The sequence below is a fragment of the Nocardioides sp. P4_G10 genome, assembly GCF_056401175.1.
In genome coordinates, this window is record NZ_JBFUJV010000001.1 from 706,349 (window position 1) to 720,154 (window position 13,806).

Here is a 13,806-nt window from a genome sequence, read left to right on the forward strand (position 1 = left end):
TCGCACGGCCCCTGCATGCTCGGGGACATGAGTGAGAACGAGACGTACGACGTGGTGGTCATCGGTGGCGGCGCGGCCGGCCTGAGCGGTGCGATGGCGCTGGGCAGGTCGAAGCGGTCGGTGCTGGTGGTCGACGCGCGCGAGCCCCGCAACGCCCCCGCCGGCCACGCCCACAACTACCTGGGCCGCGAGGGCGTCTCCCCGCTGGAGCTGCTCGCCACCGGCCGCGACGAGGTGAGGTCCTACGGCGTCGCGGTGGTCACCGACCGGGTGGTCGGCCTGTCCGGGGAGGCCGACTCCTTCCTGGTCACCACCGAGGGCGGACGGAGGTACGGCGCCCGGCGGGTGCTGGTCACCGGTGGCGTCGTCGACGAGCTGCCCGACGTGCCGGGGCTGGCCGAGCGGTGGGGCATCGACGTGCTGCACTGCCCCTACTGCCACGGCTGGGAGGTGCGCGACAAGCCGCTCGCGATCCTCGCGACGACGCCGATGGCCGCCCACCACGGTCTGCTGTTCCGCCAGCTGTCCGACGACGTCGTCATGGTCGTCCACGACGGCGTCGAGCTGCCCGACGAGGAGGTCGAGAAGCTGGGCGCGATCGGGGTGCGGTTCGCCCACGGCACGCCGCGGGAGGTGGTGACCGACGGCGACACGTTGGTCGGACTGCGTCTGGCCGACGGCTCCCTGCTCGAGCGCGACGCGATCGTCGTCGCGACGAAGCCTCACGTGCGAGCCGACTACCTCGGCCCGCTCGGGATCGAGCCGACGCCGTTCGAGATGGCCGGCGCGGTCCTCGGCTCCGTCATCGCGGTCGAGCCCACCGGTGCGACCGCCGTCCCCGGCGTCTTCGCCGCCGGCAACGCGACCGACATCTCCATGACCCTGATGGCCTCGGCGGCCCACGGCAACCGGGTGGGAGCCTGGATCAACGCCGAGCTCGCCAACGCCGACGCGACGAAGGCCGTCGAGGCCCTCCGCGACGACTTCTTCGAGCAGCCGGCATGGGAGGAGCGCTACTCCGGCGACCGTGTGTGGAGCGGACGCGTCAACGTCCAGCTCGAGGCCGAGGCCGCCGACCTCACGCCGGGCCGCGCGCTCGATGTCGGGTGCGGCGAGGGCGGCGACGCGCTGTGGCTGGCGCAGCACGGCTGGCAGGTGACGGCGTCCGACTTCGCCGATGCGGCGCTGGAACGGGTCGCCCAGCACGCCGCGGAGGCGGAGCTCGGCGACCGGGTCGGGACCAGGCGCATCGACGTGCGCAGCTTCGAGCCGGACGGCGAGACCTGGGACCTCGTCACCTCGCACTTCGTGCACCTGCCCGACGGCGGCATGGTCGACGTCGTACGCCGCCTGGCGGCCGCGGTCGCGCCCGGCGGCACCCTGCTCGTGGTCGGCCACGCGCCGAGCGACGTCCACACCGGCCTGCGGCACGGCCACCACTCGTTCATGCACACCGCCGACCAGCTGCTCCCGGCGCTCGACGACGCGTGGGAGGTGGAGGTGTCCGAGTCGCGGCCCCGGACGCAGGCCCACCCGGAGACGGGTGAGCAGATCGAGATCGCCGACGCGGTGCTGCGCGCGCGACGGGTGGGCTGACCCGACGATCCGACGGGTCGGTCAGGCGATATCGAGCCGGGCGAGCACCATCGCGGCGAGGCGGTCGACCGGCAGCGCCGGGTCGACGTCCATCCCGTGCTCGTCCGGCTCGAGCGGCTCGAGCGTGTCGAGCTGCGACTCCAACAGACTGGGCGGCATGAAGTGGTCGCGCGCGCTCATCCGCTCCAGCAGCATGTGCTTGTCGCCGGTGCAGTGGACGAAGAACGTGCCCTCGCCCCCGCGCCGCAGCACGTCGCGGTAGGTCCTGCGCAGGGCGCTGCAGGCGATGAGCGTCGGCTCGCCGCGGGCGTCGCGCTCGGCGGTCCACTCCGCGAGCGACTCCAGCCACCCCCAGCGGTCGGCGTCCTTGAGCGGGATGCCCTCCCGCATCTTCGCGACGTTCTCCGGCGGGTGGAAGTCGTCGCCCTCGGCGAGCTCCCAGCCCAGCCGCTCCTGGACCGCCCGCGCCACGGTCGACTTCCCGGAGCCGGAGACCCCCATGAAGACGAGGTGGAGCGGTGCGTCGGGTGTTCTCATCCGAGGGCCCAGAGGCCGAGGGAGAGCACGAAGATGCTGACGCCGAGCGTGGTCTCCATGACGGTCCAGGTCCTCAGGGTGGTCTTCACGTCCATCCCGAAGAACCGGCCGACCAGCCAGAAGCCGGAGTCGTTGACGTGCGACAGGACGGTGGCCCCCGCCGCGATGGACAGCACCAGCGCCACGAGCTGGAGGCTCGTCGGGTCGGCCTCGGCGACGCCGGCGGAGAGGAGGCCGGCCGTGGTGGTCAACGCGACCGTCGCCGAGCCCTGCGCGACGCGCAGGATGGTGGCGATGACGAAYGCGCTCACGATGAGCGGCAGGCCGAGGTCGTCGAGCGAGTCCGACAGTGCTGCTCCGATGCCGCTGTAGCGGAGCACGCCGCCGAACATGCCGCCGGCGCCGGTGATGAGGATGATCGCGCAGATCGGGCCGAGGGAGTCGTTGAGGAGCGACTCGGTCTCGGCCAACGAGTAGCGACGGACGGCCAGGGTGTACGTCGCCACGAGCAGCGCGATCAGCAGCGCCACGGGCGTCTGGCCGACGAAGACGAGGACGTCGGCCCAGGCGCCCTCCTCCTCGATCGTGCCGTTGGCCCGCAGGGTGGTGAGCACCGTGTTGGCGCCGATGAGCACGAGCGGGAGGAGCAGGATGCCGAGCACGTGCCAGAACGCCGGCGGGTTGTCGGTGTCGGCCTCGCGGCCGCCGGTCAGCACCGAGTCGTCGATCGGGACGTAGACCTTGCCGAGCCACGCGAGGGTGACGGCGTACACGCCGACGAACCAGGCGATGACCGCGACGACGACGCCGATGAGCAGCGCGAGGCCGATGCTGGCACCGATCTCGGTGGCTGCGGTGACCGGTCCGGGGTGCGGCGGGACGATGGCGTGCATCGCGGCGAACGCACCCGCGGCCGGGAGGGCGTACATCAGGACGGAGCCACCGAAGCGCTTGGCCACGGAGAAGATGATCGGGAGGAACACGACCAGCCCGGCGTCGAAGAAGATCGGCAGGCCGAACAACAGGGCGGCGACGCCCAGCGCCAGGGGAGCCCGCTTCTCGCCGAAGCGGCTGACCAGGGTGTCGGCGAGGACCTGCGCTCCCCCGGTCACCTCCAGCAGCCGGCCGATCATCACGCCGAGCCCGACGAGCAGCGCCACCGTGCCGAGCGTGCTGCCGAAGGCGGCTATCGCGATGGTCGGTACCTCGGCCACCGGCACGCCGGCCGCGACCGCGGTGCCGAAGCTGACCAGCACCAGCGCCACGAAGGCGTGCATGCGCAGCGCGATGATCAGGACGAGGAGCACGGCGACGGCGACGGCTGCGATGATCAGCAGCGTGGCCGAGCTGTAGACGGGGGTCATGGTGTCCACGTAGGAGCCTCCGAGATGGGCGGGGTGGTCGCTCCACCCTAGGTGCTCCGCCGTGCCGCCCGGGTCGGCGCTCCGCAGGTGAAAGGAGCGCTCTCGATTGTCTCCAGATCTCGTCAAGCGCGTGTAGGCCCGCCCGGGGCGTGGGTAATGACAATGAATGATCATCTCCGGCCACCTCCAGCACGACCGTTCGGGCCGCTCGGTGGTCTCCTCCTTCGCGGCCGCTCGCATCGCCGAGGTCGACGCCCGCCGGCGGGCCGCCGAGGCGAGCCTCGACGCCCTCGTGGTGGCGTGGCAGGGCGGCACCGTCCGGCACCAGGGCTCGGGATGGCACGAGTGGGACGACGCCGCCCGTGACGCCATCGACGCGCTGTCGGCGCTCCTCGGCTCGCTCGACCTTGCACGCGAGGAGCTCGCGGAGCTCGAGCAGCGACCGACGGTGCCGCGTCAGGTCGACCGCCGCGACGTGGACCGCTGACGACGGGTGTCAGCGCGTGACGGTGACCCGCCCGGGCCGGGTGCAGGTCGCGTAGGCCCCCAGCATCGGCTCACCGGCCCGGTTGGTCGGGCGCTCCCGCACCAGGGCGTTCAGCAGCCGGAGGTCCTTCGCGCCGGTCTCCGGGTGGTGGTCGACGACGGCGCAGCGCGGGACCGGTCCGCCGATCCGCACCGTGGCCTGCCCCACCACCACGTCGCGTCCCGCCCACGAGTCCTCGACGAAGGGTGTGTCGGTCTCGACGACCAGCGTCGACCGCAGTCGCGCCGCCTGGTCGGCCAGTGCGGGATGACCCGTAGGTCGCGCCAGCTCTCGCAGCGACGCCGTGCCGACGACGGTGAGCGGGTCGCCGAAAACCACCCCGCCGCGAGGTGCGGCCGCGAGCTGCACGCGCCGACCCAGCCAGGCGGAGAGGAGCGCGGCGTGCGGACCGTCGGTGAGCTCGAGGTCGACGGGGCGGCCCCAGTAGTCGCAGGTGATCGTCCGGCCGTCCCGGTCGGCTCGCGCGACCACGGACGCGCCGGTCGGGAGCGTCAGGCCGAGGACGTCCTCGTCCACCCGTGCCACGACGCCGATCAGCGCCGGGTGCTGCACCGTCCTCAGGACGCGCGCGGCGTCCACGTCGACCAGGCAGTAGGACCGGTCGCCGACGGCGCCGTGCTCGTCGAGGTCGACCGCGTCGAGGGCGAGGTGCCGCATGCCCTTGACCGGTGCGAACCCGGCCTGGCGTACGACGAGCTCAGCCGGCATGTGGCCATGGTTCCACGGCGACCCGAGCCAACCTCCTGACACACCGCCCGTGCACCGAGGACACTGCCCCGGTGTCCCGCTCCTCGACCCGGCTGACCGTGGCGCTCACCGCCGCGATGCTCGCTGCGGTCGTGGTGTGGCACCCGGCCGAGCAGCTCGACCCCGTGCGGCGTGCGGTGGGGCTGGGGCCCGAGCGGCCGCTGCCGGCGCCGAGCGTCGTACGACAGGGTGGGACCTTCACCTGGGCGATGACCCAGCCAGACAGCGACGAGCCGGTCGGCTGGGACCCGTGCGAGGAGGTCCGCTACCGGATCAATCCGGCCGGCGAGCCGCCCGGCGGGAGCGAGCTGGTCCGCCTGGCACTGGACCGGGCGAGCGCGGCGACCGGGCTCGAGTTCGCCGACGAGGGCGACACCGACGACCGACCGTTTCCCCGCGGCGTGAAGCTCTTCGGGCGCCCGGACCCGATCGGCTCCCTCCCCTGCCGCTGACGGACGCGGACCACGGGCGTCAGGGCGGTCGGTTGCCTCGCGCGTCCTCCTGCTCGACGAGCTCGGCGAGGTCCTTGAGCCGGTCGAGCCCGTGGACCGCACGCGACATGCGGTGGTTGCCCTCGAACGTCTCCCGGTGCCGGTCGAGGAACCACCAGTAGCCCGCGCTGAACGGGCATGCGTCCTCCCCCACCCGCACCTTGGGGTCGAAGCGGCACGATCCGCAGTGGTCGCTCATCGTGTTGATGTAGGCGCCGCCCGACGTGTAGGGCTTCGTCATCATCTGGCCACCGTCGGCGTGCTGCGACATCCCGACGATGTTGGGCACCATCACCCAGTCGTAGCCGTCGACGAAGGCCCGGTGGAACCAGTCGGTGACCTGCGTCGGCGCCCACCCGCGCTGCAGGGCGTACGACCCCAGCACCATCAGCCGCGGGATGTGGTGCACCCAGCCGTGCTCCGCGACCTGGTCGAGGGTGTGGGACAGGCAGCGCGCGTCGGTCGCCGCGCCGTCGAGCTCGGCGAACCACTGCGGGATCCGCTCCCGTGCGGCCAGCGAGTTCTCGCGGCGGTAGCCGTCGCCCATGTGCCAGTAGACGTGCCAGACGTAGTCGCGCCACCCGATGACCTGGCGGACGAAGCCCTCGACGCTCTCGATCGGCGCCGCGCCGCTGCGGTAGGCCTCCTCTGCCCGCTCGACGACCTCGAGCGGGTCGAGCAGGCCGAGGTTCATCGGCGCGCTGATCAGGCTGTGCGCCATCCACGGGTCGCCCTCGAGGATCGCGTCCTCGTGTGCCCCGAACTCCGGCAACCGGTGCTCGACGAAGTGCTCGAGCGCAGCCAGCGCCTGGCGTCGGGTGGCCGGGAAGATGCGCGGCGAGTCCCGCCCGATGAACGACACCTCGCCGTCGCGCTCCCATCGGTCGAGGTCCTCGCGCACCTGCGCGTCGATGTCGTCCTCGCTGGGCCACCAGGGCTCGGTGACCCCGAGCGTGTCGGCGCCCTTCGGCGGCGGCCGGCGGTTGTCGTGGTCGAAGTTCCACTGCCCGCCGGCCGGCTCGCCGCCGTCGAGGAGCACGCCGTGCGCCTGGCGCGCCCGCCGGTAGAAGTCCTCCATGAGCAGCCGCTTGCCGCGACGGCCCTCGGCCCAGCGCTCGAAGTCCTCCCGCGCGGTCGCGAACCCGCGGGGCGGGAGGACGGTGCAGCCGAGCCGCTCGACCAGCCCCAGCGCGGCGTACGACGTCGGGTGCACGACCTCGACGTCACCGCCGACCTCGCGGACCGCCTCGGCGTACGTCTCCGCCTGCACGTAGGTCAGCCGGTCGCCGAGCTCGGCGGCGCGGTGCCGCATCGCGCTCAGCACGAGGTGCGCCTTCGCCCGGTGGAAACGCCGTCTCCGAAAGACGGCGGTCGACTCCACCATCAGCAGCGGGCCGCGGTGGTCGTCGACGAAGTGCGGTCCGAGCTGGTCGCCGAAGAGCCACCGCGTCGTCATGCGGCCAGCCTAGGCAGCCGGCAGCCGCCCGCGCGGGCGGCAGCGCCTCAGAGGTGGTGCAGCTTGGGGTAGGGGTGCGCGATCCGCACGGACTTCGACCCGAAGTCCGCGGTCACCGCCTGGCTGTCGACGTGGGTCACCTGGCCGAGGCCGTAGATGTCGTGGGTGACGCGGTCGCCGACCTCGAACACCTCGACGACCGGCTCAACGGCCGGCTTGAAAGGACTGCTGGCAAGGTGCTTCGGCCGTCGGCCGCTCGGAGTGGTCATCACCCCCAAGTATGGCCCTCCCGAGACGTTTGTGGGGGATCGGCGTCGAATCAGTGCCCGACGAGCCCCTTCACGTACGCCGCCTGGCCGAGGTGCTGGAGGCAGTCGCCCTGGATGCTGATCAGCCGCTGCCCCGCGGTCACCGGCGGGTCCCACCGCTGGTCGACCTCCCGCTCGAGCTCCGCCTCGTCGACGGTCTGCAGGTAGCGGGCGGTCGCGAGCGTGACCTCGTGGTGGTACTCCGCGAGCAGTGCCGGGTCCTCGATCCGCAGCGCGTCGACCTGCTCGCTCGTGTGGCCGTAACCGATGTCGCCGGTGCCGTTGGGCAGGCCGAAGCGGTCCTGGAACCGCTCCCAGACCTGCGGCTCCCCGGCAAGGTCGGCGACGTGGTCGTCCTGCACCCGCGCCAGGTGCCACAGCAGCCACCCGACGGGGTTGCCGGTGCCGCCGGGACGGTGGTGGAGGGTCTCGTCGTCGAGGTCCGCCGCGATGCCGTCGTACAGCTCGGTGATCCGGCCGAAGCCCTCGGTCAGCAGCCCGCGCACATCCATGACGTCACTCCGCCGGCGCCGCGGACCGGACCTGCGGAGCCGAGGACTTCTCGTCCTTCATGCCGTCGATCTCCGCGAGGATGCGGGTGCGCTCGTCGCCGCTCACCGACACCTGCGCCTTGGCCAGGCCCTCGTCGAACTGCTCGGCGATGGTGCTGTCCTCGGCGCTGTACTGCCAGGAGGAGACCTCGTCGACCACTCGCTGGGCGGCCTCGATCGCTGCCTGCTTCACGTCGTCAGTCATGCGTCCACGGTAGTGAGGCTCGTGGTGGGGACAACCGTCCAACGGGGTGTGCTCACACCAGCGTCTCGTCCGTCAGTCGCTCCCCAGCCCGACGCCCTCGACGGTGCCGTCGGGGGCGTAGAGGCCCACTGACAGGCTGGGCACCACGGCACCCATCTCGTCGGGCACGACCTCGAACCCCTTCATGCCCAGCGCCTCGACGAGCGCCTCCACCCGCTCACCGATCAGCTGCACTCCCTGCAGCTCCACCTCGGCCGGGTCGGTCAGCTCGAGCAGCACGAGCGACCCGTCCGGGGAGTACGTCGCCATGGCGCCGCTGTCGACGAAGTGGTCGGCCTCCTCGCTCTGGGGCGTACGCCGGAAGGTCCGGAAGTCACCCAACTTCGCGCGGACGTCGTCGCGGCTCTGGCCGAGGCTCACGACGTCGGTCTCCGTCGCGCTGAGGATCCTGTACGTCCTCGTCGTCCCTGCGGTCATCGTGGCTCCTCCGCCTCGAGGTACGTCATCGGTTTCCCAGCTTCTTGGTCGCGCTGTCGCCCAGCTCGGGGTGGTCGGCCAAGCCCTCGAGCGCCTTCCTCGCCTTGGGCGTCCGCAGCCGCTGGAGCCCGAGCAGGAGGAGCAGCCGGGACTCGCCGTGCTCCTCCCGGTGCGCCTCTGCGACGAGCTCGTCGACCGTCTCATCGGTGACCGCGCCTGCCATCGCCACCGCCAGTCCCTGTTGGAGGTCGAAGGAGTCGGTCGTAGATCGGTAGAGCTCGACGATCGCCGGCCAGGCCGGCGCCGCCTTGCGGAACGACAGCGATCGCGCGATGCCCTCACGCACGCGGTCGGGGTAGGAATCGTCCCGCAGGTGCTCCACAAGAACAGGGACGGCGTCCGCGTAGTGGTCGTCCTTGCCGTTCACCAGGTCCCAGACCGACTCGACCTCCACGCCCACCTCGGCGAGCGCCGCCACCACCGGTGCCTCCTGCTCGGCGTGCCACGCCTCCTGCCCGGCCACCCGGCGCTCATTCGCGGCCTGGACTGCCCGCCACTCCGGGTCGGCCTGGAGCTCCTTCATGAACTCATCAGCCGCCTTCGGTCGGCGCCTGCTCATCGCTGCTTCCCCGTCTCGAACAGGAGGTCTCCCCGGTCCTCGCGCTCCTGCAGGACGTCCGCGACCTGCTGGGCATGGTCACCATCGCGGGCGTCGAGTGCCACCAGGCTGTCGGACGACCACTCGACGAGGACGCCGAGCCCGTCGAGCTGCTCCATCACGTCGTCGCGCGGCTGCTCGGGCCTGCCGAAGTGGACGCGGAAGACGTAGCGGCCGGACGGCTCCACCACCCGCGTCACGAGGTGGTCGGCGTCGACCTCGACCGTGTCGCCGAGCGCAACGTCGTACGCGAAGAAGGGGATGCAGCAGACCTCGAAGCGCTCGTCGTCGAGACGCCGTGCCCACAGCTGCTCGGTGGTGATTCCCGTGCTGCCCGGATCGATGCTCGTGGCGATGATGAAGTCGGCGCGGTCGCGCCACACCGGGTCGCTGTGCACCGCCTCGCGCACGCTCATGGCCACCTCGGCTCTGGTCGGATGCGGCCGACCGCTGTCGGTGCGCTCGACCCTAGGGACCCGTCGCCGGCTTGTCTCCCGCCGTGCGGGTGGACGTCCAGAACGCCTTCAGCAGGTCCTCGACGCCGGTCGAGCCGAGCACCACCTGCGTCAGGAGGATGGCCACGGTCCCGTCGGGATGGACGTACGCCGACGTGCCGGTGCCGCCGACCCACCCGTAGCGGCCGACCACGTTCCACGGGTCGATCAGCTCGGTGTCGACCCCACCACCGAACCCCCACCCCTGGCCGTCGAGGAAGAAGCCGCCCATCTCCCGCAGTCGCGGCGTCGTGTGGTCGGTCGTCATCTGGCGCACCGACTCGTCGCTCAGCACGTCGCCGCCCTTGGCGAGCAGCATCCGCCCGAAGGACAGCCAGTCGTCCGCCGTGGTGACGAGCCCGCCGGACCCGGAAGGGAAGGCCGGCGGGCGCGTGAAGAACCCGTCCGGCTCGTCGCGCACGACCAGCCCGCCGTCGCCGGCGCCGTACATCGTGGTGAGCCGGTCGACCTTGTCTGCGGGCACGTGGAAGCCGGTGTCCGCCATGCCGAGCGGGTCGAGCAGCCGCTCGGCCATCACGTCGGCGAAGTCCATCCCGGCCGCGCGTGCGAGGAGGACACCGAGCACGTCGTAGGAGGCGTTGTAGGTCCAGCCGTCGCCCGGCTGGTGCATCAGCGGGATGCTCGCGAGCTGCCGCATCCACTCGTCCGGCGCCGGGACCTCGTGGATGTCGTCCGCCGCCTGGTGCAGCCGCTCCATCAGCAGCGGCGTGACCGCCGACTCCCACGTGCAGAAGCCGTGGCCCGCCGTTCCCATGAGCAGGTGCCGGGCGGTGATCGGCCGTTCGCACGCGACCGTGTCGTCGAGCGGGCTCCCCAGCGTCCGCAGCACCTGCGGCTCCGCGAGCTCGGGGAGCAGGTCCGCGACCGGGGCCTCGAGATCGATGCGGCCGTCCTCGACCAGTGTCATCGCCAGCGCGGCCGTCACCGGCTTGGTGATCGAGGCGCCGCGGAACAGCGCGTCGCGTCGCATCGGCGTACCGCTCGAGTCCCGGGTGCCGAGGGCGACGACCTCGACGTCGTCGCACCGCGCCACAAGTGCGACGAGGCCCGGGATGTCGCCGGAGTCGACGAACGGATGCAGCGTCTCCTCGAGGTCCGCCATGTGCCGACCGTACGCTCCATCCATGACCTCCCCCGTCGCCCTCGTCACCGGTGGCTCGTCCGGCATCGGCGAGAGCACCGCACGCGCCCTGCTGGCCAAGGGCTTCGTCGTGTACGCCGTCGCCCGACGCGTCGACCGGATGGCCTCCCTGTCCGACCTCGGCGTGCAGACACATCTGATGGACGTCACCGACGACGCCTCGATGGTCGCCGGCATCGACCGGATCATCGACGAGCAGGGGCGCATCGACCTCCTGGTCAACAACGCCGGCTACGGCTCGTACGGCGCCGTCGAGGACGTGCCGATCGACGAGGCGCGGCGGCAGTTCGAGGTCAACGTCTTCGGACTTGCCCGCCTCGTCCAGCTCGTCACTCCGCACATGCGCGCCCAGGAGTCGGGCCGGATCATCAACATCTCCTCGATCGGCGGGAAGTTCTACGAGCCGTTCGGAGCGTGGTACCACGCCACCAAGTTCGCCGTGGAGGGCTTCAGCGACAGCCTCCGCATGGAGCTGCGGCCCTTCGGCATCCAGGTCGTGCTCATCGAGCCCGGCCCGATCCGCACCGAGTGGAACGAGATCGCCCGCGACTCGCTGCTCGAGCGGTCCGGTGACGGCCCCTACGCGTCGTACGCCCGTCACGCCCACGGCGTCATGGAGCGCTTCGACGAGCCGTCCCGTGCGTCGACGCCCGAGGAGGTGGCGGACAAGATCGTGAAGGCCGCGCTGGCGAAGCGTCCGGCCGCGCGCTACCCCGTCGGCCGCGGCGCGCGGACGATCACGACGTCGCGCGACCTGCTGCCCGACCGGGTCTTCGACGAGGTCGTCAGCCGGACCTACGGGACGCGGTAGCCACCGACCTCATCCGGCGGCCCGGCCCGCCTCGGCGAGGTCGAGGAGCAGACCACGCGCGGGCTCGTGGACCAGCGCGGCCCACCGCGCCCAGACGTCGTAGTGGCCCTCGCGGACGAGCATCCTGTGCGCGTCGGCCCGCGCGCTCGGCTGGAGGACCGCCGCCGCGACGTGCGACGCGTCGGACTGTCGTAGGCCGCCGTCGACGGCTCGCCGCAGGATGCGGAAGGCCGCCCGTGGGATCTCGTCGCGCCCCGATCGCAGCTGCGCGGTGACCCGTTCGAGGTCGGCGGCAGCCGTGCCGATCCGGAGCAGGTCGATCGACAGCACGTCGGTCAGCAGCTCGTGGTCGGCGCGCATGAAGCGACGCTCCACGAGCCTGCCCTCGTCGAGCGACTCCCTGATGCGCATCCACGGTTGCGGCGCACCGGCGACGTCGCGGGCGACGGGCTCGGGCACCGCGATCGGCGGGGTGTCGAACATGAGGAGGTCGTCGACCCCGCTCGGCACCAGCCGCCCGAGGACCCACCCGTCATCACCGGCGTCCGACCTGGCGCCGAGATCGAGGACCTCGAGCCAGGAGCCGGCGGCCGGGTCGTGGACGCGCAGGCGTCCGCCGGGCAGGCTCGCCCCGACCTGGTAGCCGCCCACGGGTGATCCCACCCATGACCGCGCGAGCTCCGCGTGCTCGGCGAGGCGACCGGTCGCGATCTCGTCGACGAAGCGCTCCAGTCCGCCCAGCTCGTGGACGAGGACCTGGTGGAACAACCAGGACTCCGACGCCACCCAGGCCATCACCCGGACCGGGTCGCCCCCGTCTGCGTGGCAGTCGGCGAGCTGGTCGTCGTGGAAGGTCTCGATGGCGTACTTCAGCGCGAGCCGCTGGGCCCGTCCCGTGTCCGACTCCCGGTCCTCGCAGCGCACGGCCTGGTAGGCGATCCAGCGCGCCCACACCCAGTCAGGGAGGTGGTCGCCGAGCGAGGCGAGCTGGGTGAGCAGCACGTGGTGGCGACTCCGGAGGTTGAGGGCGGGGACGCGGGAGTGCAGCTCGAGCGCGCGGGCGGCATCGCCGCTCCGCTCGGCAGCGAGGGACTGCGCGACGAGGTCGAAGTGGGCCGCGGTCATCCGGTCGGCGACGCGTGGCAGCCGGCGAAAGCCGGGAGTGGGGTTCCGAGACATACCTCCACCCAAGGACTGCGCGGATCGCCGCCACAAGCCGCCCGACCGGATCTGTGGACAACCGCAAACCCTGTGGAGACACGTTCGCCACGGGCAGCGTCTGGGGGCAGTCTCGACGCCATGTACGAACCAGTCCTCACCACCCAGTCACAGCTGGAGGACGCGTGGCGCGAGCTCATGGGCCCGTGGAGCTACGGCGGCCACAGCGTCTGGATGATGCTCATCGTCGACGACCGCCCGCTGCCCCAGCTGACCGAGATCGCAGACACCGCACACCCACCCGAGACCGAGGAGCTCGACGGCCTCGCGAAGCTCCTGGTCATGCTCGAGCGCGAGGTCGCACCGGGCCTTCGCGTCGCGTTCCTCCGCTCCCGCCCGGGCAAGGGCACCATCACCGACATCGACCGCGCCTGGGCGACGAGCCTGTACGCCGCGCACGCCGCGCCTCCGTGCTGTGCGAGGTCGTGCACCTCGCCACCCGCGGTGCGATCCGTCCGATCCCGGCCGACGTGGTCGGGATCAGGTAGTCGTTCGCGCAGCATGCGGGACGATGGCGCCATGGCGCTTTCGCTGGACGAGGTGCACGACCTGATCGACTCGTGGGAGATCGACCCCGACGTCGACACCGTCGTGCCGGCCGTGGAGCTGTTCGCGGCGATGGCCGTCGGCGACCCCGGCAGGCTCGACGTGCTGCACGTGATCGCCGACCACCGGGCGATGCGAGGTGAGGTCGACGCGGCGCTCGCGTTCCTCGATCAGGCAGGCCCCACCGCGCACGACGACGCTGAGGTCCTGAGGGCCATGCGTGTCTCCTACCTCGTCGGCGGTGGCCGCGGAGACGAGACCGAGCCACTGCTCGACGAGCTCCGCCGCCGCGGTCCCCGCCTGCCGGCCGAGGCCATCGAGAGGATCGCCGACGCCCTCGAGGAAGCCGGTCGTCTGCAGGAGGCGATGCGCTGGTTCACGATCGGGCTTCGCGATCTCGACCCACAGCAGGACCTTCCGGCCTACGAGGAGGAGTACGCGCTCATCGGCCGATCGCGCGTCCGGCGAGCGCTCGATCTGCCGCCGGACCACTACGACGTGCTGGCGCGCGAGACGCTGGACGCACGTCGAACAAGGTGGACCGACGACGGGGACTGAGGCGCTGACCTGTCTGCGCAGGTGGAAGGTGAAGGCGCGCAGTCAGCAATATTCGTGGACGTGTTCGATGCAGGAGCTGC

General features: G+C 71.8%; 17 protein-coding genes. 5 read left to right on the forward strand and 12 right to left on the reverse strand.

What is annotated here, in order from left to right:
- Positions 1–27: 27 nt before the first annotated feature.
- Positions 28–1,596 (forward strand): FAD-dependent oxidoreductase, encoded by a 1,569-nt coding sequence (locus tag AC1DP1_RS03340; protein ID WP_477505623.1) that lies wholly within the window; start codon positions 28–30, stop codon positions 1,594–1,596.
- Between the two features lie 21 nt (positions 1,597–1,617).
- Here AC1DP1_RS03340 and AC1DP1_RS03345 read toward each other — a convergent pair whose 3' ends face one another.
- Together AC1DP1_RS03345 and AC1DP1_RS03350 are read right to left on the reverse strand one after the other, a co-directional pair.
- Entirely contained in the window at positions 1,618–2,133 is a 516-nt protein-coding gene (locus AC1DP1_RS03345; protein WP_477505624.1) for a gluconokinase, read from the reverse strand.
- On the reverse strand, positions 2,130–3,497 hold the full coding sequence (locus AC1DP1_RS03350; RefSeq protein ID WP_477505689.1) for a GntP family permease: 1,368 nt from the start codon (positions 3,495–3,497) through the stop codon (positions 2,130–2,132). Before AC1DP1_RS03350 ends, AC1DP1_RS03345 begins: the two co-directional genes overlap by 4 nt.
- Positions 3,498–3,663: 166 nt before the next feature.
- Here AC1DP1_RS03350 and AC1DP1_RS03355 point away from each other — a divergent pair, with 166 nt between their 5' ends.
- Positions 3,664–3,984, forward strand: coding sequence for a hypothetical protein (locus AC1DP1_RS03355; RefSeq protein WP_477505625.1), 321 nt, complete (start codon positions 3,664–3,666; stop codon positions 3,982–3,984).
- Positions 3,985–3,993: 9 nt separating this feature from the next.
- Here AC1DP1_RS03355 and AC1DP1_RS03360 read toward each other — a convergent pair whose 3' ends face one another.
- Positions 3,994–4,752, reverse strand: coding sequence for an MOSC domain-containing protein (locus tag AC1DP1_RS03360; protein WP_477505626.1), 759 nt, complete (start codon positions 4,750–4,752; stop codon positions 3,994–3,996).
- Between the two features lie 71 nt (positions 4,753–4,823).
- On the opposite strand from AC1DP1_RS03360, the gene AC1DP1_RS03365 reads away from it, so the two are divergent.
- A complete protein-coding gene (locus AC1DP1_RS03365) occupies positions 4,824–5,243 on the forward strand; it encodes a hypothetical protein (protein WP_477505627.1) in 420 nt (139 codons plus the stop codon).
- 19 nt (positions 5,244–5,262) lie between these two features.
- On the opposite strand, the gene AC1DP1_RS03370 is transcribed toward AC1DP1_RS03365, so the two are convergent.
- From AC1DP1_RS03370 to AC1DP1_RS03405, 8 genes are all read right to left on the reverse strand, one after another.
- On the reverse strand, positions 5,263–6,738 hold the full coding sequence (locus tag AC1DP1_RS03370; protein WP_477505628.1) for a cryptochrome/photolyase family protein: 1,476 nt from the start codon (positions 6,736–6,738) through the stop codon (positions 5,263–5,265).
- Positions 6,739–6,785: 47 nt separating this feature from the next.
- Positions 6,786–7,007, reverse strand: a complete 222-nt coding sequence (locus AC1DP1_RS03375) for a hypothetical protein (protein WP_300046832.1) — start codon at positions 7,005–7,007, stop codon at positions 6,786–6,788.
- A gap of 50 nt (positions 7,008–7,057) precedes the next feature.
- Positions 7,058–7,558, reverse strand: a complete 501-nt coding sequence (locus AC1DP1_RS03380) for a mycothiol transferase (protein ID WP_477505629.1) — start codon at positions 7,556–7,558, stop codon at positions 7,058–7,060.
- Positions 7,559–7,562: 4 nt separating this feature from the next.
- Positions 7,563–7,802: a hypothetical protein gene (locus AC1DP1_RS03385; protein WP_477505630.1), complete on the reverse strand. Its 240-nt coding sequence runs from the start codon at positions 7,800–7,802 to the stop codon at positions 7,563–7,565.
- Positions 7,803–7,874: 72 nt separating this feature from the next.
- Positions 7,875–8,279 carry a hypothetical protein gene (locus AC1DP1_RS03390; protein WP_477505631.1) on the reverse strand — a complete coding sequence of 135 codons (405 nt, stop codon included), beginning with the start codon at positions 8,277–8,279 and terminating at the stop codon, positions 7,875–7,877.
- Between the two features lie 25 nt (positions 8,280–8,304).
- The gene (locus AC1DP1_RS03395) at positions 8,305–8,898 is read right to left on the reverse strand and encodes a hypothetical protein (RefSeq protein WP_477505632.1); all 594 of its coding nucleotides are present in this window, start codon (positions 8,896–8,898) and stop codon (positions 8,305–8,307) included.
- Complete coding sequence (locus AC1DP1_RS03400; protein WP_477505633.1) at positions 8,895–9,353, reverse strand: DUF4265 domain-containing protein; 459 nt, start codon at positions 9,351–9,353, stop codon at positions 8,895–8,897. The genes AC1DP1_RS03395 and AC1DP1_RS03400 overlap by 4 nt, the downstream gene beginning before the upstream one ends.
- A gap of 52 nt (positions 9,354–9,405) precedes the next feature.
- Complete coding sequence (locus tag AC1DP1_RS03405) at positions 9,406–10,554, reverse strand: serine hydrolase domain-containing protein (RefSeq protein ID WP_477505634.1); 1,149 nt, start codon at positions 10,552–10,554, stop codon at positions 9,406–9,408.
- 22 nt (positions 10,555–10,576) lie between these two features.
- Here AC1DP1_RS03405 and AC1DP1_RS03410 point away from each other — a divergent pair, with 22 nt between their 5' ends.
- Complete coding sequence (locus AC1DP1_RS03410; protein ID WP_477505635.1) at positions 10,577–11,404, forward strand: oxidoreductase; 828 nt, start codon at positions 10,577–10,579, stop codon at positions 11,402–11,404.
- Positions 11,405–11,413: 9 nt separating this feature from the next.
- Here the strand turns inward: AC1DP1_RS03410 and AC1DP1_RS03415 are convergent, their stop codons facing one another.
- Positions 11,414–12,583, reverse strand: a complete 1,170-nt coding sequence (locus tag AC1DP1_RS03415; protein WP_477505636.1) for a hypothetical protein — start codon at positions 12,581–12,583, stop codon at positions 11,414–11,416.
- Between the two features lie 120 nt (positions 12,584–12,703).
- On the opposite strand from AC1DP1_RS03415, the gene AC1DP1_RS03420 reads away from it, so the two are divergent.
- A complete protein-coding gene (locus AC1DP1_RS03420; RefSeq protein WP_477505637.1) occupies positions 12,704–13,726 on the forward strand; it encodes a hypothetical protein in 1,023 nt (340 codons plus the stop codon).
- Positions 13,727–13,806 lie beyond the last annotated feature (80 nt).

What these genes read in the sequence shown, in the direction of transcription:
- AC1DP1_RS03345 (WP_477505624.1), bottom strand. Translation starts at nt 2,133, where the DNA reads ATGAGAACACCCGACGCACCGCTCCACCTCGTCTTCATGGGGGTCTCC.
- AC1DP1_RS03385 (WP_477505630.1), bottom strand. Translation starts at nt 7,802, where the DNA reads ATGACTGACGACGTGAAGCAGGCAGCGATCGAGGCCGCCCAGCGAGTG.
- AC1DP1_RS03415 (WP_477505636.1), bottom strand. Translation starts at nt 12,583, where the DNA reads ATGTCTCGGAACCCCACTCCCGGCTTTCGCCGGCTGCCACGCGTCGCC.
- AC1DP1_RS03375 (WP_300046832.1), bottom strand. Translation starts at nt 7,007, where the DNA reads ATGACCACTCCGAGCGGCCGACGGCCGAAGCACCTTGCCAGCAGTCCT.
- AC1DP1_RS03405 (WP_477505634.1), bottom strand. Translation starts at nt 10,554, where the DNA reads ATGGCGGACCTCGAGGAGACGCTGCATCCGTTCGTCGACTCCGGCGAC.
- AC1DP1_RS03360 (WP_477505626.1), bottom strand. Translation starts at nt 4,752, where the DNA reads ATGCCGGCTGAGCTCGTCGTACGCCAGGCCGGGTTCGCACCGGTCAAG.
- AC1DP1_RS03400 (WP_477505633.1), bottom strand. Translation starts at nt 9,353, where the DNA reads ATGAGCGTGCGCGAGGCGGTGCACAGCGACCCGGTGTGGCGCGACCGC.
- AC1DP1_RS03340 (WP_477505623.1), top strand. Translation starts at nt 28, where the DNA reads ATGAGTGAGAACGAGACGTACGACGTGGTGGTCATCGGTGGCGGCGCG.
- AC1DP1_RS03390 (WP_477505631.1), bottom strand. Translation starts at nt 8,279, where the DNA reads ATGACCGCAGGGACGACGAGGACGTACAGGATCCTCAGCGCGACGGAG.
- AC1DP1_RS03395 (WP_477505632.1), bottom strand. Translation starts at nt 8,898, where the DNA reads ATGAGCAGGCGCCGACCGAAGGCGGCTGATGAGTTCATGAAGGAGCTC.
- AC1DP1_RS03355 (WP_477505625.1), top strand. Translation starts at nt 3,664, where the DNA reads ATGATCATCTCCGGCCACCTCCAGCACGACCGTTCGGGCCGCTCGGTG.
- AC1DP1_RS03410 (WP_477505635.1), top strand. Translation starts at nt 10,577, where the DNA reads ATGACCTCCCCCGTCGCCCTCGTCACCGGTGGCTCGTCCGGCATCGGC.
- AC1DP1_RS03370 (WP_477505628.1), bottom strand. Translation starts at nt 6,738, where the DNA reads ATGACGACGCGGTGGCTCTTCGGCGACCAGCTCGGACCGCACTTCGTC.
- AC1DP1_RS03380 (WP_477505629.1), bottom strand. Translation starts at nt 7,558, where the DNA reads ATGGATGTGCGCGGGCTGCTGACCGAGGGCTTCGGCCGGATCACCGAG.
- AC1DP1_RS03420 (WP_477505637.1), top strand. Translation starts at nt 12,704, where the DNA reads ATGTACGAACCAGTCCTCACCACCCAGTCACAGCTGGAGGACGCGTGG.